23 protein-coding genes are annotated in these 24,451 nt (G+C 43.1%); 17 read left to right on the forward strand and 6 right to left on the reverse strand.

Going from position 1 to position 24,451, the window contains the following annotated elements:
* The first annotated feature begins 14 nt into the window (after positions 1-14).
* Positions 15-836 carry an oxaloacetate decarboxylase gene (locus D9A03_RS12370; RefSeq protein WP_120497482.1) on the forward strand — a complete coding sequence of 274 codons (822 nt, stop codon included), beginning with the start codon at positions 15-17 and terminating at the stop codon, positions 834-836.
* A 36-nt stretch (positions 837-872) separates the two neighbouring features.
* Here the strand turns inward: D9A03_RS12370 and D9A03_RS12375 are convergent, their stop codons facing one another.
* Positions 873-1,838 carry a DMT family transporter gene (locus tag D9A03_RS12375; RefSeq protein WP_120497483.1) on the reverse strand — a complete coding sequence of 322 codons (966 nt, stop codon included), beginning with the start codon at positions 1,836-1,838 and terminating at the stop codon, positions 873-875.
* Between the two features lie 84 nt (positions 1,839-1,922).
* Here D9A03_RS12375 and D9A03_RS12380 point away from each other — a divergent pair, with 84 nt between their 5' ends.
* From D9A03_RS12380 to speE, 3 genes are all read left to right on the forward strand, one after another.
* Positions 1,923-2,609, forward strand: a complete 687-nt coding sequence (locus D9A03_RS12380; RefSeq protein ID WP_120497484.1) for a helix-turn-helix transcriptional regulator — start codon at positions 1,923-1,925, stop codon at positions 2,607-2,609.
* On the forward strand, positions 2,606-3,934 hold the full coding sequence (locus D9A03_RS12385; protein WP_120497485.1) for an NAD(P)/FAD-dependent oxidoreductase: 1,329 nt from the start codon (positions 2,606-2,608) through the stop codon (positions 3,932-3,934). The genes D9A03_RS12380 and D9A03_RS12385 overlap by 4 nt, the downstream gene beginning before the upstream one ends.
* Positions 3,935-4,036: 102 nt before the next feature.
* Positions 4,037-4,867: a polyamine aminopropyltransferase gene (speE, locus tag D9A03_RS12390; protein WP_120497486.1), complete on the forward strand. Its 831-nt coding sequence runs from the start codon at positions 4,037-4,039 to the stop codon at positions 4,865-4,867.
* 118 nt (positions 4,868-4,985) lie between these two features.
* On the opposite strand, the gene D9A03_RS12395 is transcribed toward speE, so the two are convergent.
* Complete coding sequence (locus D9A03_RS12395; RefSeq protein ID WP_162938129.1) at positions 4,986-5,498, reverse strand: tetratricopeptide repeat protein; 513 nt, start codon at positions 5,496-5,498, stop codon at positions 4,986-4,988.
* Positions 5,499-5,784: 286 nt separating this feature from the next.
* Between D9A03_RS12395 and D9A03_RS12400 the strand changes: the two genes are divergently transcribed.
* The 4 genes from D9A03_RS12400 to D9A03_RS12415 all read left to right on the forward strand — a co-directional run bounded on the left by D9A03_RS12400 (position 5,785) and on the right by D9A03_RS12415 (position 8,804).
* Entirely contained in the window at positions 5,785-6,312 is a 528-nt protein-coding gene (locus D9A03_RS12400; protein WP_162938130.1) for a hypothetical protein, read from the forward strand.
* Positions 6,313-6,316: 4 nt separating this feature from the next.
* Positions 6,317-6,571 carry a helix-turn-helix transcriptional regulator gene (locus D9A03_RS12405; protein ID WP_120497489.1) on the forward strand — a complete coding sequence of 85 codons (255 nt, stop codon included), beginning with the start codon at positions 6,317-6,319 and terminating at the stop codon, positions 6,569-6,571.
* A 186-nt stretch (positions 6,572-6,757) separates the two neighbouring features.
* Complete coding sequence (locus D9A03_RS20095) at positions 6,758-7,516, forward strand: hypothetical protein (protein WP_254055036.1); 759 nt, start codon at positions 6,758-6,760, stop codon at positions 7,514-7,516.
* A 370-nt stretch (positions 7,517-7,886) separates the two neighbouring features.
* Entirely contained in the window at positions 7,887-8,804 is a 918-nt protein-coding gene (locus tag D9A03_RS12415) for a manganese-dependent inorganic pyrophosphatase (RefSeq protein WP_120497491.1), read from the forward strand.
* Between the two features lie 566 nt (positions 8,805-9,370).
* On the opposite strand, the gene D9A03_RS12420 is transcribed toward D9A03_RS12415, so the two are convergent.
* Complete coding sequence (locus D9A03_RS12420) at positions 9,371-9,922, reverse strand: pyridoxamine 5'-phosphate oxidase family protein (RefSeq protein ID WP_120497492.1); 552 nt, start codon at positions 9,920-9,922, stop codon at positions 9,371-9,373.
* Positions 9,923-10,204: 282 nt separating this feature from the next.
* Here D9A03_RS12420 and D9A03_RS12425 point away from each other — a divergent pair, with 282 nt between their 5' ends.
* The 3 genes from D9A03_RS12425 (at position 10,205) to D9A03_RS12435 (ending at position 12,670) form a co-directional block, all read left to right on the forward strand.
* Positions 10,205-11,041, forward strand: coding sequence for a hypothetical protein (locus D9A03_RS12425; protein ID WP_162938131.1), 837 nt, complete (start codon positions 10,205-10,207; stop codon positions 11,039-11,041).
* 139 nt (positions 11,042-11,180) lie between these two features.
* Positions 11,181-12,329: a helix-turn-helix transcriptional regulator gene (locus D9A03_RS12430; RefSeq protein WP_120497494.1), complete on the forward strand. Its 1,149-nt coding sequence runs from the start codon at positions 11,181-11,183 to the stop codon at positions 12,327-12,329.
* Positions 12,330-12,379: 50 nt separating this feature from the next.
* Positions 12,380-12,670, forward strand: a complete 291-nt coding sequence (locus D9A03_RS12435) for a hypothetical protein (RefSeq protein ID WP_120497495.1) — start codon at positions 12,380-12,382, stop codon at positions 12,668-12,670.
* Positions 12,671-12,719: 49 nt separating this feature from the next.
* Here the strand turns inward: D9A03_RS12435 and D9A03_RS12440 are convergent, their stop codons facing one another.
* Both D9A03_RS12440 and D9A03_RS12445 read right to left on the reverse strand, forming a co-directional pair.
* Entirely contained in the window at positions 12,720-13,490 is a 771-nt protein-coding gene (locus D9A03_RS12440; protein ID WP_120497496.1) for a hypothetical protein, read from the reverse strand.
* Positions 13,491-13,535: 45 nt separating this feature from the next.
* Entirely contained in the window at positions 13,536-14,567 is a 1,032-nt protein-coding gene (locus D9A03_RS12445; RefSeq protein ID WP_120497497.1) for a hypothetical protein, read from the reverse strand.
* Positions 14,568-15,189: 622 nt separating this feature from the next.
* Between D9A03_RS12445 and D9A03_RS12450 the strand changes: the two genes are divergently transcribed.
* The 6 genes from D9A03_RS12450 to D9A03_RS12475 all read left to right on the forward strand — a co-directional run bounded on the left by D9A03_RS12450 (position 15,190) and on the right by D9A03_RS12475 (position 23,699).
* Positions 15,190-19,296, forward strand: coding sequence for a VCBS domain-containing protein (locus D9A03_RS12450; RefSeq protein WP_120497498.1), 4,107 nt, complete (start codon positions 15,190-15,192; stop codon positions 19,294-19,296).
* 229 nt (positions 19,297-19,525) lie between these two features.
* Complete coding sequence (locus D9A03_RS12455) at positions 19,526-19,867, forward strand: hypothetical protein (RefSeq protein ID WP_216825459.1); 342 nt, start codon at positions 19,526-19,528, stop codon at positions 19,865-19,867.
* A 312-nt stretch (positions 19,868-20,179) separates the two neighbouring features.
* Positions 20,180-20,599, forward strand: a complete 420-nt coding sequence (locus tag D9A03_RS12460; RefSeq protein WP_120497500.1) for a hypothetical protein — start codon at positions 20,180-20,182, stop codon at positions 20,597-20,599.
* Between the two features lie 186 nt (positions 20,600-20,785).
* Positions 20,786-21,067 carry a hypothetical protein gene (locus D9A03_RS12465; protein WP_120497501.1) on the forward strand — a complete coding sequence of 94 codons (282 nt, stop codon included), beginning with the start codon at positions 20,786-20,788 and terminating at the stop codon, positions 21,065-21,067.
* Positions 21,068-21,378: 311 nt separating this feature from the next.
* Positions 21,379-22,929: a HAMP domain-containing sensor histidine kinase gene (locus D9A03_RS12470; RefSeq protein ID WP_120497502.1), complete on the forward strand. Its 1,551-nt coding sequence runs from the start codon at positions 21,379-21,381 to the stop codon at positions 22,927-22,929.
* Between the two features lie 137 nt (positions 22,930-23,066).
* Positions 23,067-23,699 (forward strand): LysE family translocator, encoded by a 633-nt coding sequence (locus D9A03_RS12475; RefSeq protein ID WP_120497503.1) that lies wholly within the window; start codon positions 23,067-23,069, stop codon positions 23,697-23,699.
* Positions 23,700-23,819: 120 nt separating this feature from the next.
* Here D9A03_RS12475 and D9A03_RS12480 read toward each other — a convergent pair whose 3' ends face one another.
* Positions 23,820-24,395 carry a hypothetical protein gene (locus D9A03_RS12480; RefSeq protein WP_120497504.1) on the reverse strand — a complete coding sequence of 192 codons (576 nt, stop codon included), beginning with the start codon at positions 24,393-24,395 and terminating at the stop codon, positions 23,820-23,822.
* Between the last annotated feature and the right edge of the window lie 56 nt (positions 24,396-24,451).

Consider the following 24,451-nt stretch of genomic DNA (forward strand, 5'->3'; position numbering starts at 1 on the left):
GAGGAAGTTTAGATATGTCGCCGACACAAAAAGAAAAATACCAGACTTTTAAAAAGCTTCACGAAGGGCCGGGCGCTTTTGTTATCCCGAACCCGTGGAATGCCGGGACAGCAAAAATTCTGACATCTTTGGGTTTTGAGGCACTGGCTACAACGTCAGCCGGAATTGCTTTTTCTTTGGGGCGCAAGGACGGGCTTGCGGCCCTGACACGCGAAGAGACACTTGCGAATTGCCGTGAGATTGTCGAGGCAAGTGATCTGCCTGTTTCTGCAGATCTGGAGGATGGCTTTGGGGCAGCGCCAGATAATTGCGTGGAAACTATTCGGGGCGCAATTGAGGCTGGGCTTGTTGGTGGCTCTATAGAAGATGCCACGGGTGACCCTGAAAACCCAATTTATGATTTTGAGTTGGCTGTTGAACGTATTCATGCGGCAAGTGAAGCTTGTCAAGGACAACCATTCTTGTTGACTGCGCGCAGTGAGAATTTTATTCGCGGACGCCTGGATTTGGATGATACTATTCGCCGATTACAAGCCTTTGAACGGGCTGGAGCAGATGTTCTCTATGCCCCCGGATTACCAGATTTGAACGCAATTAAAACCGTTTGTGAAGCCGTTTCAAAGCCTGTGAACGTTGTTATGGGGCTGGTCGGCGTTACTTTTAGTGTGGATGAGCTATCGAGTGCCGGTGTGAAAAGGGTGTCTGTTGGCGGATCTATGGCCCGCGCCGCTTTGGGAGGGCTTATGGAGGCTGCAACCGAGATTAAAGAGCGCGGCACTTTCACCTATGGGGATCGCGCATTGTCAAACAAGGTTGCGAATGATTTGATGTCCTAGGCTTTATTTTACCGGGGTTTTATTTTTGCCAGGATTTTATCTCTGATTACCTGTTTTTTGGCTGTAGATTACGGCCATCATGATTACAATACCACCGATAATAGCCTGTAAGGTCGGGAGTTCGGAAAGGATCAGCCATGCCAATAAGGGCGCAATTGGTGTTTCCAGAGAACTAAGCAGGGCGGCTCGCCCTGATGCGATTAACTTGGCGCCCTCAGTTAATGAAATTGCCGCCACCGAGAAGAGCAAACCAAAAAGAGCGAGTGGTATGATTGCAGATAGATCAACGTCCAGAGGAGCTCCCATATAGAAACAGACTGGCACGAGGAAAAGCGAGGATAAAGCCGTTGGTCCAGCCGAGGGGGTGTGGGGATAGCGACGGTAAATTACCATGATCAAAGCAAGAGAAAAGGTCATGGCAAGCGCGAGCAGATCACCTTCAAGATTTAAACTACCAATTGAGCCACTCACGACAATCAATACCCCTGAAATAGCACCGAAACATCCCAAGGCAACGGGCTTGGTTATTTTTTCTTTCAGCCAGGTCCATGCAATGATTGCTGCAAGCAAAGGGGCGGCTGCATAGATCAGGGAAACATTTGCAACAGATGTCAGTTTAAAAGCCGAGAGGAAAGCCGCGGTTCCGAGTGCACCAATTATCGCAACCGAGATCCCACTTACACCCATCCTTAGAAAACTATGTGAGAAGTTTCTTTTATATGAAATCCAGATAAAGAGAAAAAGAGCTGCAAAAATACCACGCCAAGCAATTATTGACCAAGTTTCCGCATGAATGCTCTTGGTAAAAATTCCTGCCATGCTGAAGAGGATCGCTGACAAAATTACAAGAAAGATCCCTCTTTTATTGAGGAGAGTGTTTTCCTGAACGCTTTGTTGAAAATTCCTTTCTTTTTTCTTGGCTTCAATAGTTTTTCCACTATTTGGATATGCCGGGTTCCTGGATGCTGAAACTCCGACTTCTGATGTGTTCTGTTTTGTCATTAGTAGGTGTTTTTCTGCGCGATGGTTTTAGATGTAAACACTATATCACTTGCATTGTCGATATGTTTTGGATAAAACCGAAATATGGATGCGGAACCCTCTATGGCCTCTATCGGGGCGCTTATCGGGTCGCCGGCGCGGGCGGCGATGTTGGCTCTTCTTTTTGATGGACGAGCTCTGACGGCGACAGAATTATCGCAAGCTGCGGGCGTTTCTGCTGCGACGGCAAGTGAACATCTGGGGAAACTTGTTTCAGGCGGACTGCTTCTTTGCGAAAAACACGGACGGCACCGATACTATAAATTGGCTGGTGATGAAGTTGCCGAAGCTCTTGAACCTTTGATACATCTCGTTCGTCACAAGCCCGCACCAGTTCGGCAAGTATCATCAGAACAGAAACTGATAAGATGCGCTCGGCTATGTTACGACCATATGGCTGGCGCTCTGGGTGTTTCAATCACAACAGCAATGGTGGATCAAGGATACCTGCGTTTACGGGATCGTCATTATGATGTGACATCAAGGGGTGAAATGTTTTTCTTTGAATTAGGCATTGATCTGGAAGTTTTACGAAAAACTCGGCGTCAGTTTGCGCCCCAATGTCTGGATTGGAGTGAGCGAAAACCTCATGTAGCCGGGGCATTGGGGGCTGCAATAACAGATTTGGCTTTTAGCTTGAAGTGGATAGAGCGCACAAAACATCGTCGTATTATCAAATTGACTGATCTTGGCCGTGAACAGCTTGAAGAAAAACTGGGAATCAAGCCATGAATGCAGTGTCTTTGTCTTCAGATCTGGATGTGGCAAATCCAGACGTCGTTGTCATTGGTGCAGGAATAGCCGGAGTGACAGCTGCTAGAACATTGATGCAAAAAGGTGTGTCGGTGCTTGTTCTCGAAGCGCGGGATCGTATTGGGGGCAGGGCCTATACCGAATGCGAGACTTTTGGCGTTCCCTATGATCATGGCTGCGCATGGCTACATTCTGCAGATAAAAACCCTCTATCATCTTTGGTAAGAGATAAGGCGGAGTTTGATGTATTTGATTTTGGAAAAAGGGAACCGATTTATTTTGTACATAGATCTCGAGGGGGAAATCGGGGTGGGCGCCGGGCCACGGAACAAGAAGTCATTGAGATTGAGAAGGCCGAAGACGCACTCTATGATGATTTATGGGGGTATGATGCCGTAAAGAACGGTGATATCTCTATCTATAATTTGCGGCCACCAAGGGATCGTTGGGATGAACTTGCTCAATTGCGAAAAGGGCCATTAGAGGCGGGGGTTGATTCCGGTTGTTTGTCGGTCATTGATTATCAAACACAGTATGAAACTGGAACCGAATGGATGGTTCCTCAGGGGCTGGCATCCGGAATTTTCAAAGCTCTTGGCCCTGTGCCTGTAAAGTTGGGAACAGTTGTTGAGAAAGTTGACTGGCAGGGGCAGGATATCAAGCTTCAGTCCAATCAGGGGACGATGACCTGTCGTGTTGTTCTCGTGACAGTTCCCACCGGAGTGATAGCCGATGAAGCCTTGACGTTTTTGCCTGCATTACCACAGGAAAAGATGGCTGCCTTCCATGAACTGCCAATGGGATTATTGGATAAAATAACCCTTCAGTTTGATATTGGCTTCAAATCACTTGTACCTGATGCCAATACAAATGAAGCCTATCTGCAAGCCTCTAAAGGTATAAGGCAGACAGATAGCTGGCACAGCCATCTATTATGTCCTTTTGGTGAACCGATGAGTACAATGTTTGTTGGTGGTGATCTTGCCCGTGATCTGACCACTGGAAATGATGAAGCGGCACAGGATTTTGCCTTGTCATCACTTGCGTCAGTCTTGGGAGAGGATGTAAGAAAGTTTTTCCGAAAAGGTCACAAAACAAAATGGCTTGCTGATCCCTTTGCAAGAGGAGGTTATGCTTACTCAAATATTGGTAAAAACCATCTTCGGGAAGTTGCGCGTCAGCCTGTAGCTGATCGTTTGTTTTTTGCTGGGGAGGCATTACATGGAAAGTGGGCAAGTATGGCACCTGGTGCGTACGAGACTGGGAGACAGGCAGCGAATGAGATTATCAACTCAATAGTATGATTTTTACCTGGAAAGTATTTTTGGTTGAAAATTATAGATTTTTAATACTTAAAATTGTATATCAATAGAAACAGATCAAGCTTATTGAAAGTCAGATAAAAAATGTCTTGGTTCGAAGAAGGTATTCATCCCGAGATCCGTCAATCAATCCGTCGGGATCAGGTTCTGTTTGAAGGCAAGACAGACTTTCAGCATGTTGAGATTTTCGCAAACGATCTGTTAGGCCGTGTTCTTGTTCTGGACGATGCTGTTCAGATTACTGAGCACGATGAAGAAATCTATAGCGAAAGCATCGCCCATGTGCCACTGCTCTCGCATCCTGATCCAAAGTCAGTCTTAATTATCGGGGCTGGTGACGGTACCGTGTTGAGAGAGGTTCTTAAGCATCAAACAGTTCAACAGGTGACAATGGTGGAACTTGATGGCGCTTTAATTCAGGTGTGTCGAGAGCATCTATCAACACTTCTCGACGATGCATATGATGATCCCCGTTTGAAGTTAGTTATTGGAGATGGCGCTGGATACCTTGTATCTGGGGGGCAAAGTTATGATGTTATAATTATTGATTCTACAGATCCTGATGAGAATTCGACTAGCCTCTTTACCGGTAGTTTCTATCAAAATTGCAAGGCTCGATTAGCAAAGGGGGGCATTATAGTTGCGCAGGCGGGATGCCCGTCTTACCAGCCTTCAATTCTGAATCATATGAAAAACCGGATGCTGTCTCTCTTTCACTATGGCGGGTTCTATCATGCAGCAATACCAACTTATGTTGGCGGGCTTCATGCTTTTTCTTGGGCAAGTGACTGGGTTGATCTGGCGCAAATGACTGAACAGTCAGATCCCGGATTCAGGAAAGCTGAATTTACCACGCGTTATTACAGTGACCGTAATCACAAGGCAGCTTTTTATCTGGAGCCTGCTCAAAAGTAATATCTCAGACATAATACCTTGATGATGCTTTGGGTTCTTTTATGGTTCTCAGGATGCCTAAGCTTTCCGTCAAAAAACACTCTCACCGTACCCTCTTATGGTTGGCGGGGCGAGGTTGCTATTGTGATCCTGCCTGACTTTCATTTTTCGCGATCCAGTCCTGGGCTTCTTTTTCGGCTTGTGTTATCTCTTCCGGGGTCATTTCCTTGGCAATGTCATTCCGCATTTGCTTGGCAAAGAGTTGTAGTTTCTTTGCGCCTTCAATTTTCCGCAGGGTAATCACGTTTAACCATTTGTGTGCCTTGACCAGTTCGTTGGTAATCAAGAAATAAATACGACCAACCTGAACCTGTGAGAGAAGATGCCCCTGATCTGCAGCCTTTTCGTACCAACTGGCTGCTGTGGTAACATCCTGTTCTGTGCCCAGACCTTTACTGTACATTTGTCCCAAGGCGTATTGAGCTTCCTGGTCGCCTTGTTCTGCAAGGGGAAGATATAAGTTGAATGCGGTATTATAATCGCGTTGCTTCACCGCTGTTTTGGCATCTTCCAGGTTATCAGCAAATACCGGAAACGCTAAAGTCAGTAGCATAGCCAACGACATTATAAAACGTATGGATAAGCTGCTCACGATTATTCTCTCCGTTACCATATAAAAAATTGCGTTTAATTTGGGCACCTAATTTGGTTAGGTTCTTCTGTTGATCATGCCTTTATCCTGTGTCGAGATCAAATACTCTTTTAAAGGTCGTTTTAAACAAGGATTTATGGATTTTAAAGTTAACTGAGTCATGGGAAAATTGGCAGCTAGCGTACTGAATTTTTTAATGGAACAAGTTCATGTTTTGATTGACAAAATTATTGTTAAACAATAATTATTTGTGAGATTGAATGAATTTGGAATGTTTGGTGTGTTGATGTCTTTAACTCGGTTTTTGCCTTCTTTTTCTCGCCTGTTGGGAATATTGTTTATTGTGATTAATATCGGTCTTTGGATCAGCCCTGAGCTTGCGGAATTTCCAGCGCGAGCTTATTCCGGCATGGTTGAGACAGAATTCAATCTTGCTATGAATAATCGTTTGTTTGGCGGGCTTATTTCTACCGCTCATTTAATAGTTCTGGCGATTGGTTTGACGGCCGTGGGGGGTATATTCAAGCAAATTAATACAGGGCAATGGCACTTGCCCTCATTTAGCCAGTCTCTTAGGTATTTCGGGGTATCACTTGTTGTCTTTACGCTGCTTATTCCTGTGGTTCAGGCATTGATGAGCCTGGCGTTGACCTATAATAACCCTGTTGGACAACGCGTGATTACACTGGACCTTGACGCATCTACAGCGCCGATTGCCTTTGTTTTGTTGTTGGTTGGCATCCTCTTGTCTCTGATGGCATCGGTTATGATACATGCGGCTAAAATTGCTGAAGAATATGAAAAGATAGTTTAATTAGATGGATGATAAATCTGAAACTCTCAAAATTCCTGAAACCGGGCTAGAGCCGCAAAAAGAAATTATTGTGACGCTGGATGTTATGCTGGCTAAACGAAAAATGCGCTCAAACGAACTGGCAACCAAAGTCGGTATTACCGTGCAAAATCTTTCGCTTTTAAAATCGGGTAAAGTCAAGGGAATAAGGTTTAATACCTTGCAAAAGATATGCGAAGTTCTCAATTGTAAACCCGGCGATATTCTGGATTATGGCTAGTTGGTAGCCACTGGTGCTGTGCCATGCTTTGAAGGCTTGATTATCAAGGGTGGGGGGTGCTTAATTGTGTGATCTTGAGAAAATTCTCGCCATAGATGATTTTTTTCTGGTATGTTACAACGCTATATTGGATCTCGTGCTTTTGAATAAAGATACATTTATTTAAAAAGAGTGAGGATGGTAAATATGCGCACAGGTTATCTCTTTTCACGGAACGCATTACCAAAATTGTCAGAAAAATTTTATCTGAAATTTCTGCCTTGCTTGTTTTTATCTGTTGGCTTGATTGTTACCTATTCCACGTCTTTTTCAAAATTGGCATTTGCCCAAACGGTCGTATCTCCGAAAAGCGATAAAATCATTCACATCAGTGTGGGATTTTCTGTCCCTCCCTATGTTTTGACAAGTAATAACCGGGGGGCGGAGCTGGATATTGTCAGGGAGGCTATGGCACTTGAGGGATATACAATTATCCCGTTTTATGTATCAAACAAACGCCGTAATACAGAGTTTCTTGATGGTGTGACCGATGGTGCTATCACGGTTTCCTCGCAAGAAGAACTGGATGGATTTTATTCAAAAACCTATATTACTTATCAAAATGTCGCGATTTCGTTGGCTAAAAAGAAGTTGGATATTAATCGCCTGGACGACTTGAAAGGTATGCGTGTAGTTGCCTTTCAGACGGCTTCGAAAGTTCTGGGAAGCAATTTCGCACACATGATCCAAACCTTTGAGTTTATCAGGAGGTTGCCAAACAGCGCGAACAAATCACCAGACTTTATGCCGGGGATGTTGATCTGGTTATTGGTGATAAGAATATCCTGGCCTGGTTTGTTAAAAATGCCCGCTTTCGTGACGGACTTGATACGACACAACCTATTGCCATTCACCAGGTATTTTTACCAGGGCATAAATATGCGGTGTTTAGAAAGCACGAATTAACTCTGGCTTTTGATCGGGGAGTTGATGCACTAAAAGAAAGTGGTCGCTACGATGAAATTCTCGCAGAGTACGGTTTTAATAAGACGCAGAGCGATGATCCTAGTTGAATAATAAATTTTCAGAGCTATGAAAGTCTGACCATGGTGACTTTTTCTACTCTTGTATCTTGATAGTAGTTTTTAAGGTCCGTGGTTTATTCGAGAAATTAATTCTTTGTCAGCCAGTGTTTTTCTCAATTCAGTGATTATATTCATCGGTGGCTATTTACGATTTGTCACTGATTTGAAAGGGCCGTGACAGATGCTTGTTGCTTTATTATAACAGCAGGTGAACCCGATCTTTTTACTGATAAAATGATGACTGTTTGAACATGATCAAAATTTTTGGCCATTTGGCACCTGACACAGATGCAACTTGCTCAGCCCTGATATGGGCTTGGTATCTAAAGGAAATCAAAGGGCAAAAGGCGGAAGCTTTTGTTCTGGAAACACCAAATACAGAAGCACAGTTTGTTGTCAAACGCTGGGGGTTTGAGGTTCCGGCTCTCCTTGGGGATCTGGAAGTTGGGCAGGATGTTGTGATTGTTGATACCAATAATCCGGCTGAACTGCCAGCGAATGTCAATGACGCCAATATTATTGAGATCATTGATCATCATTTGCTGGTTGGTGGTATTAAGACAAAACAGCCTATTAATATTACCATCAAGCCTGTCGCATCCACTGCGACTATTATGATTGGAATGATCGGGGCTGATATTGCCAAAGCGCCAGAGGGAATTAAGGGCTTGATGCTATCATGCATTCTGTCTGATACACTTGAATTCAGAAGCCCAACGACGACAGATGTAGATCGTAAACTGGCAGCAGAACTTGCGAGTGATTTGGGACTTGATATTCCGACCTATGCCGGAGAAATGTTTGCGGCGAAATCTGATGTTTCTCATTTTTCCGATGCCGAGTTGCTTCGTCTCGATAGCAAGAAGTATGAGATTGGTGATACAAAGTTCCGCGTTTCTGTTTTGGAAACAACCAGCCCGGAAACAATTTTTACCCGCAAAGACAGTCTTATGGCATCAATGGGAACTGTTGCTGCCGAAGATGGTATTGATCAGGTTCTTCTTTTTGTCGTGAATATCCTGAAAGAAGAAGCAACTTTGCTGGTTGCCAATGATCTGGTGAAACAGGTTGCCGAAAAATCTTTTGGTGTCAGCGTTTCTGGCGACAGTGTGGTGTTACCGGGCATTGTATCTCGTAAAAAGCAGATTATCCCAAATCTGGCTGTTTAAGTATCCTGATTCGATGGGCTGATGTAAAAGGGTGTCGTTTGGACACCCTTTTTGTTTGTGATATCAAAGCGTAACCTTGGGGTGCAAGGTTGAGTTGGTTACCAGAAGTCCCGGCGGCAATTGCCCCGAAAAGAGTGCCAATGTTTGCATTTAAAAGAATACTGTTCAGGTTAACTGCGCCAAAGGACAGGGCGCAGCTGATTACAACCCAAATAAAATCCCTAAGCGATGTCTGATAAGCAAAACAAAGCCCCAGAAAGAGGGCGGTGATATAAAGCCAGATCTCATCACCGGTATTATGAGAACCGGTTGCGCCATTTTCCGAAGACCATAGAAGGTCAACTGTGGCAATGCCAAGCCAGGCGCCTGTGAACTGTTTGATCAGATAGACCAGTCCCCCATCAATCGAACTGAACCAGCGATCACATGGTTCTCTACAATCTCTATGATACTCTTCGTATCACTGGCTTTTTATTTGATGACGCGGGTACTACAGCCAGAAAAGAAGAAAAGAAAATGTCCTTGTTTTATGCGTTTAAATATTGCCAGGAGTAAGATTGGATAAGTTAATCGATTTCAAAAATTCCGGTGGGATGCTCGTCAATGCTTTTGGTGTTTTTACGTGCCCAATATTTCTTTACCCCTTCAGGTCCCATTTCTTCGTAGAAGGGAAGTAATTCTTCTTCTGCTCGACTTTTGATAAGGGACATTTCTGGTACACCGGTTCCGCAAGATGTTTGAACAAGGTCGATTGTCATGTCGAATATCTGTCGACTACCTGCGGCTTTGGGGAAATTAGAAAGGGCTTCATCCCACCCGTCATCCCGAGGGTGCAGAACACTGGCCTGACCATATACGCGTAGAATCAGGGCTTTGCCTTCGAAGGCACAAAACATGAGAGTCATACGGTTAACATCAAGTAAATGGGCCGCTGTTTCATTCCCGCTACCACTGACGTTTAGCCAAATAATACGGTTTGGACTTACGATACGTAAACTGTCCAGGCCTTTTGGTGAAAGGTTAACCCGACTGTCCTTTCCCGCTGTGGCGACAAAGAAAAGAGGTTGCTGTTGGATAAAAGTGCAATGCTTATCAGATAGTTTATCGAATTTTGCCATTTGTACTCTCTGTAATCTACTTAACCGATGTTGACTATTTAATTAAGAATGAGAACATACTGTTGTGGGAAAGCAAGAGATAGTTTTGCGTCTTTCAGCGCGGTTTAAGTTCCGGTTGATGCGGATATGTCGTTGATAGATGCCAGCCTGATTGAAATACACGGGAATAATTTTCAGCAATATCGCTGCATATACCTCATTTAGGGGATGCGGAGAGGTGAATGAAGTGAAACAAATGTGTCCGTTATATCGACTTGGCACGAAATAATCGAAAAGTACGTTATGCCGAATAGTGATTCCGTTGGTAAAGTTAGGGTGCAAAAAGGAATGGGCATGACACTTAATATGGTCGTAAAAGGTGCCTTTTGGGTCAGTGGTTTGGTTTGCTTGCTTGTCATTGTTGTTGTTTTCCAGATCAATAATTTGGAAAAGACAGCTGAAGTATTTATTACTTCTTTGCAGAGTAAGGAAACAAAATTGGCGTATAATCTTCTGTCTAGTGATCTACAGAATGAACTTCCATATGATCGTTTTAAATCTCATATGGATAATTTTTCTTTTGAGAATGTTGAGGAAGTTAACTGGGCTGATCGCTACAGGGAAAATGAAGTCGGTTTCGTTTCAGGGCAATTGATTAATGAACAAACTCAAAGCACTCACTTTGATTTTATTTTAGGCCAAGATGAGGATGATTGGAAAATTTACGTCTTGAACTTGTCTGGGTTGGATGTAAATAATCAAACAACTGAAATTGAGAAACAAAAGGAACTGGAAAGCCGCGTTCCGTTCGATTTACATATTTTTCTGTCCGCTGTTCGCAGTAACAATTTAACATTTTTTTATAACAGTTTTGCGCAAGCGTTTCAGAGGCAATACACCGAAGTTGAATTTGCCAATCTATACGGTCCATTTGGGGACTATGCAGACGAAATTTCCGGTTTGTTAGAGACACAAATTTCTATTGCAGAATACAAACTGGAACAGGATGGATTGGTTCGTATCGTAAAAGGTTATTATTTTAACCAATCTCATAAATTTTCATTTACAATAAAGTATTTTCAAGAAGATAAAGTTTTTAAAATTATTGGCTTGAATACATCACTGGATGCATTGAAATAGTGCGTTTGTAATGGAGTAATGAGGTTGTTTGCGATATATAATCTTTGTACATCAAAGACCTGATCCACTTAATTGATTTGGGCCGATATACTTCAAACGAGGCGGCGTCGCCTGTTTGAAGTATATCGGCAGGTTGGTAATGCGTATAACAGAAGAACATCTAAAATTCATATCTGAAACTTATGATACTGTTTTGGACCATGAAACATGGACAAGCCAACTTGGTAAACTTGCAACAATGGCCGGTGTGGGGGCGGTTAATATTCTGCGTGTGGATCCGGCGAACAGTGTGTTGCAAATTACTCAGCGCAGTTATTCGCTGAATAAAGATGCCCACAAAGAATTTTCCAAAGATTTTGCCGCGGACGAGGCAAAAGTCCTGGGGGGAATTGGAAAGTTTGCTCCCCATGCCTTGATTGCGGAGCAGGATCTATGTCAGAGCATAGAAGATTATTCAAATTCGCGCGCACCTGCCTCTGCATGGAAAGCTGATGTCTTTGGTCTGGGGAACAGATACTTTGCTAACCTCGGTAAGCGTGATGGATATAATGACCTGGTTACTTTTTACAGTGATCAGGGAAGTAAAGTTGACCCTGTATTTATCCAGGAGCTGGTCAAGATTTTTGCGCCACACTTGGTGAGAGCTTTGCGGCTGGCAGAGCCTTTGTCTCAGCTTGAAAGCTCTGTAAAAAGTTCCTTGAATGCATTGAATCGCCTTTCTGTGGGTGCTGTTCTTGTTACAAAAAAGGGGCAGATACTTTTTACCAATGATGAAGCCGAGCGTATTTTATCATTAGAAGATGGTATAAAAAGAGATCGTCAGCAATGTCTGTGCATCCAAAATGCTGGTATTCAGTCTGTTTTCCTGTCGTTGCTGGCCGGTTGTGAGGAAACGATTGCTGCCAATGGTATTGCTTCGGGAGGAGCCATTTTTATCGAACGGCATTCAGGTGGAGACGCTTTTATTCTTGAGGTTTCGCCAGCCTGTGGTCAAACGAAGGATTTGTCCCATTCCGAAGGAACACTCCTGTTTTTGACTGACCCTGCCTGTCGGCGTGGCATTTCCTGTAACAATTTGGAAGGCCTCTATGGTTTGACCAAGGCAGAAATTGAAATTTCATCTCTTTTGGCAGAGGGGTATAACACTGAGGAAATTTCAGAAATTCGCAAAGTTTCGATTGCGACGACCCGAACCCAGATAAAATCAATTTTCCTTAAAACAGGGACGCAAAAACGATCAGATCTAATGCGATTGATTTTAAGAGTGAGTGTGCCAAAAGCTCTTTGAGTTAACGTGGTTGATTGAACATAAAGTTATAGAAGAAGCAGGGAAATTACATGTGGGAACAAAAGGGAAGTGGCAAAGCTGATTTACTTTTTACGGATGCTACTGCTTTTCTTGCATTTTATTTTTCTGAACAAAAAATCACCTATTCATCCCGAGAAGATCCAATTGCTACTACTCTCTATTTTAAGTTTGCCGGGTTATCAGAACAGCGGAATGACAAGATTCTGTTCATAAGGCGCGAAGAAGAGTCTGATTGGAAGAGGTTTGTTGATATTTTTCCTGTTTATAAGCAGAATGAACCTGAAATTCGTAAAGCTTATAGCCGTTTTGCTCTGAAGTGATACCCAGAGATCAGATCTAATATCAATAGATTCTTGGTCATCTCATGATTTAAGGGCATTCTATGTAAGGGTGCAGTTCCTGAAAATGATTTTCAAGTTGTTCCGGAACAAGCTGGCTGGTTTGCGGGAAGAATATCAAACCTGTTGCCCTTTCTATTGCGGACACATCCACCAAAAATGGACAGTAATTTTCAGCTTTTTCAGATCCCGGGGGGAAGATAAAGGCGCTTACAAAGGTGTGAGCGTTTGAATTGATTGAAATTATTTTCCACAAACTGGCATGGAGGTCGGCTTGATTTTCATTAGTAAGTTTTTTTTGTTGCAAGGTTTTGTTTGTATAATCACGAAGAGGCCCGGTAAGAACAAAGGTATGGGCAATCCCGGGTTCCTCAGCCAACCTTTCTTCCATAGTCAGAAGTTTTTCCCAGGCTGGTGATTTGTTTCCCCAAAAAAAGTCGGGCGTGGCGGTAATTGTATCATCCAGAATTGAGAGAGAAGGATCATGGTTCTCTTCGCGTCTTGCATCCCGCTCACTTAGAATTGTGGTGGTAACGTAATAAGCCAGCCAATGTCCCGGTTGACCATCATTCTTCCTTCCCAAGGTAAAAAGCTGATGAGGATAGGTATCAACTTTGTGCTCATCTTTTGTTATTGGGCAGCCGTAGTTGCAATGTAATGGAAAGGGGGGCGTCAGAATAGAGCTTGCGTCGCTTGTCATGATGGTAATCCCCATGAAGATCAGGCCCGTGAGTAGCAAACCTATGGCGGTATGGTGAAGGAAAAAAAAGCCGCTGGTTTTCATTAATTTTTGAAACAGCATCGATTTTCTTTTCCTTCTGCCATGGTTTTGTTTGCAAGCCAGTTATCAAATATCGGGTTTGTCATCCAATAGAGCTTGGGGAATGGCACAGGTTTTGGCGGCCATTTCTCCGACCAAAGGCTTGATTTCAAGCCTGACATTCTTGGCCTGACCATTTTCACACTGAACATAGCCATTCATCTCACCCATACCCGGTGTCGATTTGTGATCTTTACGCCAGAAGGGCTTTGTTACCAGAACTTCTTCATTTGCTTTGCCCGTGCATATTTCATTCAATTTGGGAACGTGGAAATAGTCTGATTTCTGTTTACCGGTCAGCCCCTGATTATGGGCAAACCATCCACAGCTGTGCCTATCGGAATAATGGTTGAGCGCGTGGCATGATTTTTTGCCCCAAAGAAAGGCAAACTGCATCTTTTCCGGGTAGCTTTGATCGTCAGCTGTCACTTCGCAGATATCATCTTTTTGAACCTGCTTTTTTTCAATGGCTTTTGGGGTTAGTCCATACCATGAATTCGCTTTCTTCAGGTGAACAGGTAATTCCTGCAAGACTGCTGGAATAGCACAGGTTTTACTTTGTCCCTCGGCTTCCAGTGTGATGTTCCGGGCGACGTGCTGGTCGCAATGCAAGGTGGCTTTCATTCCATTCCGGTCAAGCATGACGTGGTCGCCTGATTTTAGTTTGGAACAGGTAAATCGCATCTTTGGGGCTGTTAGCAATGTATCCCCTGATAATACTTTACGTTTCGGGCCACGGCATTCATTTAGCTGAGCACCGGCATGGGGATTTTCAGCGCCTGTAAACCAACTGGTGATAGAAGCATTGTATTTTTTCGTTCCCTCGACAAGAACCAATTCACCTTTGGCTGTATCAATCCGGCAACTGCTATTCCTGTTAATGCCATCTTCGAGTATTTCTGTATTTGAAAAACCACACCAGCCGTCTTCTGCATGGCTTGGAGTTGCCATGCCTGAAGTGATACTAATTGATGCAATAAGAATTAATGGAGTTAAGAGAGTAACTTCTGGAGAATGTTTATCCGTATATGAGGTTACTGCTGCAATTTTTTTTCTCACGGCGACCCGTTTCCTATGTTGTTTATATATTTGTAAAAAGGGATTGCTACAATAAAACAGCCGTAGCTCTTACCTGATTAATGGTCAAATTCTTCATCATGACTATCGTCTGAGGCAATTTACCGAAGAGGTGGTCACACGTCATACCTCATATGAGGGAAAAGGATTTGTTTCAGCTGTTTGCTGGTCGATGGCATGAATGTTTCCAGAATGTAACTGACGGTCAGGAGTGAGAAATGGGGGCATTACATGGAGCCATGCTATGAATTCAATGCTGTTATGTTAGATAAATAAAGATAAAATTAGTCATAAATTATTTATATTTATGTTTATTTATCAATGTTCTATGGGGTTTTGTTTTGTCGAAAATAACACTTTCAAAAACCAGTTTCCATTTTTTACCTATTTGAGGTTTTTTGCTACCTCAAATGCGGTATGACGCCTTTGTTGCCCTTGTCTATTGTCGCCAACAAGAAGATTGAGCGATGAAGATGCCAAGGAAGACACTGGGAAAATATCTTCTTGCTCAAATGCTTTGTTCACTTGTCGATTTCCGTCTGCATGACTGCGTTCGGGACAGGTTGCTTGTATTCGTGAATTCATGTTTGTGTGAGGAAAATTGATGTCAATGAAAAGCGGGCAAATTGCCGAAACAAAAGCCGCAGAAACAAATGCAAAAATTATCTCTGGCTCAGAGGGACAGGATTACCTTATTGGACAGGGTGACGTTGTTGAAATCAATTTTTTTGGGCAAGCGAGCCAGACAATTGAGCATAGACTGGCGTTGGGGCAGCAAGCTGTTTTAAATGTGGATATGTCTGGTTCAACTCTTGCCCTTGAGGATGGAAACCTTGTTTTATCCATCAATAATAGTGAGAGTGAAACAGACGTGGAACCGAGCCGGATTGTTTTTCTTGATCTCGTTAATCAGGCGAATTCTGAAAATGCGCCAGTATTGATTATCAATGGTGTTGAAGTGTCATCGAATCAGTTGATCGCACAAGTTCTAGCATTTGAAAATGGTACTAATAACATTGAAACTGCGGCGGGGCCTGATAATGGTCTGAACATCCAAAGCGGCGGTGGTAGTCAGTATCTGGATGATACAGGGGAACTGCTTGGCATGCTGGAAACACAGGGTGCTTTACAGAGTGATAGTGAAGGATCTTCACAACAAACTGCGGAAGGAAATGGTCGTAACAGTAACTCTGATGCTTTGGTTCAGGCACTCTCTGAAAACAACAATACGGCCCCGGTAATTCTTAAGACAGGCTGGGATGAAGATGATTTTCCCCTGGAAATCACAGATGGTGCCGATGGTGAAAACAATTACACGCACTCGACCTTCGGAGGGGCTATCTTTATCGACCCGGATTTAGGAGATGTCCATACCGTAACTCTTACCCCCGATAGCAGTAACTATGTTGGGATCGTTAGACAGGTTATAGTGGAACTTGAACCGGGTTTGAAGGCTGTTGAGTGGTTGTTTGAAGTAGCAGATGCCGACCTTGATTTTCTTGCCGAAGGACAAACAATTTCACAACGTTATACTGTAGTCATTGATGATGGAAATGGCGGTGTTGTGACTGAACAAGTTGCCATTAACCTGACGGGAAGTAATGATGGGCCAATAATTACATCCGCGACCGATCAGGGCGAAGTGATTGAAGTCGATGAAGGACAAGATGACGAGATTCTTGGCAGTGAAGGGCAGATTGTCTTTGAAGATGTGGATCTGATTGACACACATTCTGTCCGCTTTGAGGTTAATGATGAAAGGTACCTTGGCGAGTTTCGTCCTGTTCTTGACCATGAAAATAAAACGATAAACTGGTCTTTTACGGTCGCTGGTTCTGCGGTTGAACACTTGGCAGCGGGTGAAAGTCTTACACAGGTTTATGACGTTACAATTGATGACGGGCATGGCGGTACGGCGCAACAGGACGTGATGGTCACTATTCACGGAACGAATGACGCACCGATCATTACGTCCGAGGCATCAGAAGGAACGGTTACAGAAATACGTGATGGCGCACTTGGTGAAAATGAAACCGAGCACCGTGAAATAGGTGCAATCTCATTTTCCGATGCAGATATCAGTGATACGCACCGTATTTCATTTACAGCGGGTGGGGATGATTATCTTGGGCGCTTTTCGCCCGTTTTAAATCAGTCTGATGGCACAATTCTCTGGACTTTCTCGGTTGAAGATTCTGTCCTAAATCATCTGGCGCGTGGCGAGAATCTGACCCAGATCTATCGTGTTACCATTGATGACGGGAATGGTGGCAGTGTCACCGAAGAGGTTGTTATTACCATTGAAGGAACAAACGACCAGCCTGTTATTAGTTCTGCAGTTACCAGTGGTTCTATTGATGAAATCGCCGATAACCAACAAGGGGAAAACAATACCGAGTTGAGCGCAGAAGGCAGCATTCATTTTACTGATAATGACCAATCCGACGAGCATTATGTGACTTATGTCTCCGGTCAGGGGAGTGAGAATTATCTCGGACGGTTTACGCCAGTAATGGATCAAGACAATAAGGTGGTGAACTGGGCCTTCACTGTTGACGATGCGGATCTGGATCATCTGTCTGAAGGTGATGTCCTGACACAGACCTACGAGGTTGCCATCAGGGACGGAAATGGAGCGCCATTAACGCAGGAAGTTGTCATTACCATTACTGGCAGTAATGATGCGCCGGAGATTGTTGATCGCACAAGTTTACGGGATCATATCAGGGTAAATAGTGAAACCGAATTCAACCATGTTATGCATCACCCATCCGTTAGCCATTTACCAGATGGCGGATGGGTATCTGTTTGGATGTATTACAAACCTGTAGATGAAAACTCTGAACGTTTATCGCATGTAAAGGGGCGGGCCTTTAATGCTGACGGTAGCCCACGAGGCGACGATTTTGATGTCTTCCCGCCGCAGGAGAATTATTCGAGGCATGAGCCAGATGTAACCAGTCTGGCAAATGGTGGATGGTTTGTAAGTTGGAATGTCAAAAATGGTCCGGGCTTACCTAATAATCTCTATGGGCGATTGTATGATGCTGATGGAAGCGCACGTGAGATTATGAAAATTAGTGATCTGGACTATGGAAGTGAAAGCTCGTCAACAGTAACAGCCTTAAATGATGGTGGCTGGGTTGTAAGTTGGCACAGCACTGAAGCTGGCGCATATGTTAAGGCACGTATCTTTAATTCTGATGGTACAGCACGTGGTGATGAGTTTCAGGTGAGTGATAGGAATGTCGTGAGTATTTTTCTAGATACAGAAATGACATCACTCGCAAATGGAAACTGGGTCGTGACATGGCACGAGCTGAGTGATCCAACTGATGTAACTTCGACGAACATTTTTATGCGCGCCTATGATGCTGCGGGTAATCCGCTGACTGAGGCGACGCTGGTAAACAGCCATCTGGAAGGCACTCAGAGAAAGCCATCGGTGGTAGGGTTAGAAGACGGCAGCTGGATTGTTGTTTGGCACGGTGGTGATGATCAGGATGGTTCAGGGAACGGAATTTTTGGACAGGCTTATAACCCGGATGGTACAGCGCGTGGCTCAGAGTTTCTTGTTAATAGCGAGACAGCCGGTGATCAGGAGCAGGTGACAGTTACATCCCTTGCGGATGGAGGTTGGGTTGCTGTTTGGGCAAGTGACATTGGAGAGCCGGGGCGTTTCTTTATCAAAAGTCAGGTGTTTGATGCCAATGGATCACGACAAGGAGATGAAATAACGGTCGAGCATATGTTCGGTCCTGTTGATGAGAACATCGCTTCTGTTGCCGGATTGGAAGATGGTGGCTGGGTTGTTACTCTACGCAGGAGTTCACAAATTTATACTAAAACCTATAATGCAGATGGTTCTTTGCGGTCCTATGAGGCTACTGAAGACGGTCTGACATACTTCGCCTTTAACGAAGGTGGCGATCCGGTTGCGCTTTTCAGTGATCTTGAGCTCACCGATGCAGACACTGCTGATCAAATTGAAACAGCAACTGTTGCTATAACCGACTTTGTTGTTGGTGATGTGCTTGATCTTGGTGGCTATAGCCTGCCTGCAGGTATGAATATGAGCTATGATAGTTCTAATGGTGTTTTGACGCTGACGGGTGCCGCCAGCCCATCAGAATATAAAGCTGCTCTTGAGCATGTAAACTATCACAGCACATCTGATAATCCCGATGTCAGTGGTTTGCAATCAAGCCGTACTATCGAAGTAACAGTAAGCGATGGAATTGAAGATAGCGATGTGATCTCTACCACTGTTTCTGTTATCGGTAACTCGCCGGGGCTGGATATTATTGGAAACTCCGAAGATGACGTTTTAACGGGCACAGAAGCTAATGATTTGATTGCTGGTGGACATGGTGAAGATACTCTGAACGGTGGTGCAGGGGCGGATGTCTTTATCTTCCGAAACGGTGAAACGGGTAATGATATCATCACTGATTTTTCAATTGATCAGGGCGATATCCTTCATCTGGGAGAATTGTTGTCTGCCGAGACCAGAGACAGCCTTGATCAGTATTTACACTTTACGCAATCGGGTGCTGGTACGCGCATTGAAATAGATGTGAATGGCGATGGCAGTGGCACGGATAAGGAAATCTTGCTCCAAGGTGTTGATCTGACACAGGGAGGAAGCTTGTCTGATACTCAGATTATCAATAATCTCCTTGAGCAGCAGGCTTTGATTACCGATCAGTAATGACAGGATTGTTGCCTGTTAATATGTTGCAAAACAGATAGTATTTTCAAACAAAGGGGAAATAATTGGTCTTTCAATGTTTCCCCTTTGGCCGTGTGTAAATAAAAGAAAAGAAGTTCTTATGGTTCACAGATGGTATTTAAGTCTTGTTACCCTGTTTGGGGGCTGTGTGTTTTATGGGCTGCTTCATATCCCGGAATATTTATCAGAACGAGAGCTTATTCGGAATATGGGGGGAACACCCCAGCGAGATTTTATTGATTACTTTTCAGTATGGGATTTCTGGATGATCCCATTACTATTCGTTTCTGGAAGCTTGATACTGCCTTTATACTTAAAGCCATCTCCTTCTGGTATAAGGGCTTTTAACGCAGGTGTTTTGACTTTTGGTACGAGTTATTTACTGATGTTTGTTATGAATAAAATCAGAGGATTTTTTATCTATCCTTTTCCTTTTGATGAAAAGGATTTCCTCGTTTCATACCTGATCGGCGGTAGCGGATATATACTGATCTTTGCTTGTTTGGGCGGGGGGTTAATTATGTTGCTTTCTTTTTTAAAAAGAGTTTAAATACCTTCTCTTGGGGAAAGATATCAGATGCATCATTATAGAAGTTTCCGTATTTGTTTGTTTTAATTGAACAGGTAGCTGTAGAGGCCATTTTATAGATAAAATTATTTTCTATACCTTCTTTGGGGTATGCGCCTTTTGGTGGTGTGATCTTAGTATCCTTTCCAACATTTCAGGCATCTCGCTATAGAAGCAGGTTCTAACAAAACAGGATGTTGTTGCTTTGGTTTCATGCAATCACGTCCGGTAAGTTTTTACTTAATCAAAAGCGTTTTGCTGTGTTTTTGTAACAGATAAGAAAGTTTGCATAGTATGCTTTATGCCATTAGTTTGATAATTTTAGGTGCTCTTGCAGCCTATCCGGTTGTGGTTAGAAAACAGCCCGCAGCACAGCAAATATTAGATCGGATTGTCCCATTTCAGGGCTTTATCGGTGTTATTTTTGGTATTTGGGGGATCTGGGGAACTATTCAGGCACTTTTGAATATAGGCTTGCTGACATCTTTCCCGATCTGGTGGATCACTTGGATGGCTGTTTCTGTCATCACAGCAATCCTTGGTTTCCTTTTGGGGTTTGGCTTGATCAACAAATATGTCACGGGATCAAATCCAGAGTTACAGTCCAAGGCAAATGCACTGCGTGACAAGCTCGTCGGGCACCAGATTAATCTGGGGTTTGCCGCGATAGCACTTGGTATCTGGGGCTTTGTTGCAAGCACATTATTTCTCTAGTTTTTAGTTCTGATTTGTTCATCATTTTGAAGTGCAGTTCTTTGAAAATCGTAGAGAACAGCATAGTGAAATGAAGGCAGAGTAAGACGTAAATCTAAGATTAGAAAGCTAGAATATAGAGCCGTCAACAGACGGCGAATATTAATTGATTTAAATAACTCAACTTATTTAGACAGGAATTGAGTAATGAAGAAATTTATCACTGTACTATCAACTGTTGCTTTTCTTGGTATGACATCAAGTTACGCTTATGCGGGTTGTTCTACGGACGAACTCACAGAGAAAACGCAAAAGGTTTCATCTCTTATGGAGCAACTTGCCTCCAAGATCGGCAATGGTGTTGATCCAGATGAATTTACTGCTGAATCTGGAAAGTTGAATGAAGCCGGTGCTGCTTTGAGTAATGGCGATACAGACAAAGCCTGTACTTTGTATGATGAATTTATTGTCTGGGCTGAAAAGCAATAAAGCCAGTTCCGGATTAGCTTGTTTTGCTGGGGGGGAGAGAGAAATCTCCCCCTTTTTGTTAACTGTAGTTGGCCAGTACTACCTTCAAAATGGGTAACCCACTTTTTTATAAGAAATGTGCTGTTACCAATTCACTTTGGTGAAAAGGCAACAGCGTCAGATCGAATTGAAGTTTGTAAATGCTATGATTGTTGATGAGATGAAAAGGTGTGATTTTCTTCACCATTTTTAAAGTCATTAGCCTATATGATTTAGAGAGTGTGTTCTGAGTTTTCTCGAGGGGGCAAGAGTAAAAATCGGAGAAAAGCTTATTGGCAGAAGAAAGTGCGGAGACTTACGAAAGTCAGTCTGGTGACAAAAAGAAATATAAAAACTTACGATCACAGATCAAAACTGTCTTCAGGACGGGGTATCTACGCGGGATATTTATTGTATCTCTTTTAATCGCTGTTACCTTTCCTTTGGCGGATTATTTCATTGTTTTGCCGCTCTTTTCCAATTTTGTTATCCAGCACACGGAAGAAGAAGCCGTGCGCGTTGCGAACCATCTGGCAGAAGACCTCATAATACAGAATGATGCAGATCTTTCGGCCGTTTCCCTAACAAAAGATATGCAAGATGATGCACTATCTTTCGCGCTTGGTTTAGGACTTATCAAGTTCAAGCTGTTCGCACCCGATGGTACAACTGTTTTTTCCACTGATCAGAAGGATATCGGGGGCGTAAATAAGCATGATTATTTTCATGATATCGTTGCTAAAGGGCAGGTCTATACCAAACTGGTTCGTAAAAATAAGCTTAGTTTAGATCGTGAAGTTGTTCCTCAAGATGTTGTGGAGACGTACGTTCCCCTGATGCGAAGTAACGATCAAAAGCATTTTCGGGGTGCCTTTGAAGTTTATTATGATGTTACGGATCGAATGGCGGAAATTGATCGGCTTATCTTGCTCTCGACGTTTGTTTTGGGAAGCGTCGCCCTGGGCTTGTTGATAATTGTCTTTCTGACATTACGTTCTGCGGTAATGGTCAGTATCCAACGCGATATTTCTGCGCGTACTTTGCAAGATGTAAACAGAAACCTGGAAACTCGTGTCGCTGAACGAACCAAGGAACTCATCCTTGAAAAAGATCGCGCGGAAATGGCCAGCCGGGCCAAGTCTGAATTTTTAGCCAATATGAGCCATGAATTACGAACCCCTCTTAATTCGATTATTGGATTTTCTGAAACGCTTGAACATGAGGTTTTTGGTTCGCTGGGTAGTCAGAAGAATACAGAGTACGTGGTCGATATACAGAAATCAGGCAAGTTTTTGCTGCAACTGATTAATGATATTCTTGATATTTCCCGGATCGAGGCCGGAGAGCTGGAGCTTGATGAAGAAGTTATTCTGGTTGAGCAGACAATTGAAACTGTTCTTTTCCTTGTCAAAGATCGTGCTGAATCAGGTAAGATAAAGATCGTTACCGAAAATAAAACAACTGATTTGTACGCATCATTGGACAGTCGGCAGTTCAAGCAGATTTTACTGAATCTTCTAACCAATGCTATTAAGTTTACGGATCCTGGTGGAAAGGTTTTTGTTCGCCTGGAATGTGATCCCAAAGGCTTTATTATTTGTGTTGAAGATACCGGAATTGGCATTTCAAAAGAATATATTGATCGTGTTCAAGAGGCTTTTGGACAGGTCGCGGGCAGCATGACACGTAATCATGATGGTACAGGACTGGGTTTACCCATTGTAAAGGCGCTGGTTGCTAATCATGGTGGGGAATTCAAACTGGAAAGTGAGCCGGGGCGAGGGACCATCGCAACAGTGATTTTCCCTGCGCAAAGAATTGCTGAAAAGCCAGTTACTTCATGATCAATTGCTGTACGATGTTAAAATAAACAGTTCGTTCATAAACGAAGCATTGTTTCAAAAATCTATGACATACTCTTATTTTTATTGTTTGTAGATACTTCTGTTTATAGAAGCTGTAGTATCTGAAAGGGAGTATTATGGACGGCATTTCAATGTATTTAACGGGTATTCTTCTTGCTTATTCAGCCTTTCTTATTTCCATCGCCAGCCCTGGCCCTAACATATTGGCCGTTATTGGCACATCCATGAAAGCTGGTCGTAAATCTGGTATGGCGTTGGCACTTGGTGTTTCCGTAGGGTCTTTTTGCTGGGCGACATTGACTGTGTTAGGTTTATCAGCACTGTTATCTACCTATGCAATTGCTTTGAGTATTATCAAGATTGGTGGCGGGCTTTATTTACTGTGGCTTGCTTATAAATCGTTTAAAGCTGCACGTCAGAAATCTGATCTCGCGGTTAGGGTTTTAGATGGAGAAGAGCGTAGCTATTTTTTGCGTGGTTTGATTATTCAAATGACAAATCCGAAAGCTGCCCTTGCCTGGATAGCCATTATCTCTATTGGTTTAACGGAAGGAGCACCAGTTTGGGTTGGCTTGACAATCGTTATTGGTACATCTCTGTTATCTGCGATTATTCATTTACTCTATGCTATCTGGTTTTCAACACCCGTGATGGTACGTCTTTATGGAAAGGCACGCCGCACCATCCAGTTTGCGTTAGGAAGTTTTTTTGCCTTTGCCGGTATTAAACTTCTGAGTTCAAGGCTTTGATATTTGAACAGTTTTTTTTAGTTTAGCACGAAAACTTGCCATCCTCTTTCGTGTACAAGAAAGAGAGTGAGAAGATCTCAAGATCACTAAAGATATAGATGTATTCTCACTCAGAAAGAATCATTTTGCAGAAATTGACGTTAGATATTTCATTGCTTCATCTGTTGTATAAAGGTGATCTTTACTTGAGCGGCATAGAAATCCCCTTAAAACGCCATTTTCATTTCCTTCGCCTGACAAACGACCTGTTCTTTCAAGGTCTCTGTCAAACCACAGGCATTCTGCAGAATTTTCAGGCACGAGGAAAGAAAAGCATGTATGGTTTGTACAGGGTATTTCAACAATATCATCAAGTTTGATTTTCTCGAAAATCTCCCATTTTTTTACATCTTCTTTTTGTATTTCTGGTCTGTCTGCCCAATAGCGAAATCCTCTGAGGGGTTGATAAAAAATACTACTGAAGCGTGCTTGGGTTTTTGAAGCCCAAGTGGTGATGTAATAATGGCTTCTGTTATTGCTGGATGTATGTTTTTCACAAGATTGTAGTGATTTGTCTTCTATAAATTGTTCACTTATTTGAACTGGACACTCTGCCGGGGAAAGTTCTTTTGCATAGGAAAGAGATGTATTGCCAATTATACCAGCAGTAAGAAGGATTACGGTTAACAATGAGGTATGTTGCTGAGTTTTAGTCATGATTGTTCCGTTAATGAAATCGACCTTGTTACGGGACGTTTTTTGTATTGCTTATG

The sequence above is a fragment of the Kiloniella sp. EL199 genome (assembly GCF_900313065.1).
Taxonomy (GTDB): Bacteria; Pseudomonadota; Alphaproteobacteria; order Kiloniellales; family Kiloniellaceae; genus Kiloniella.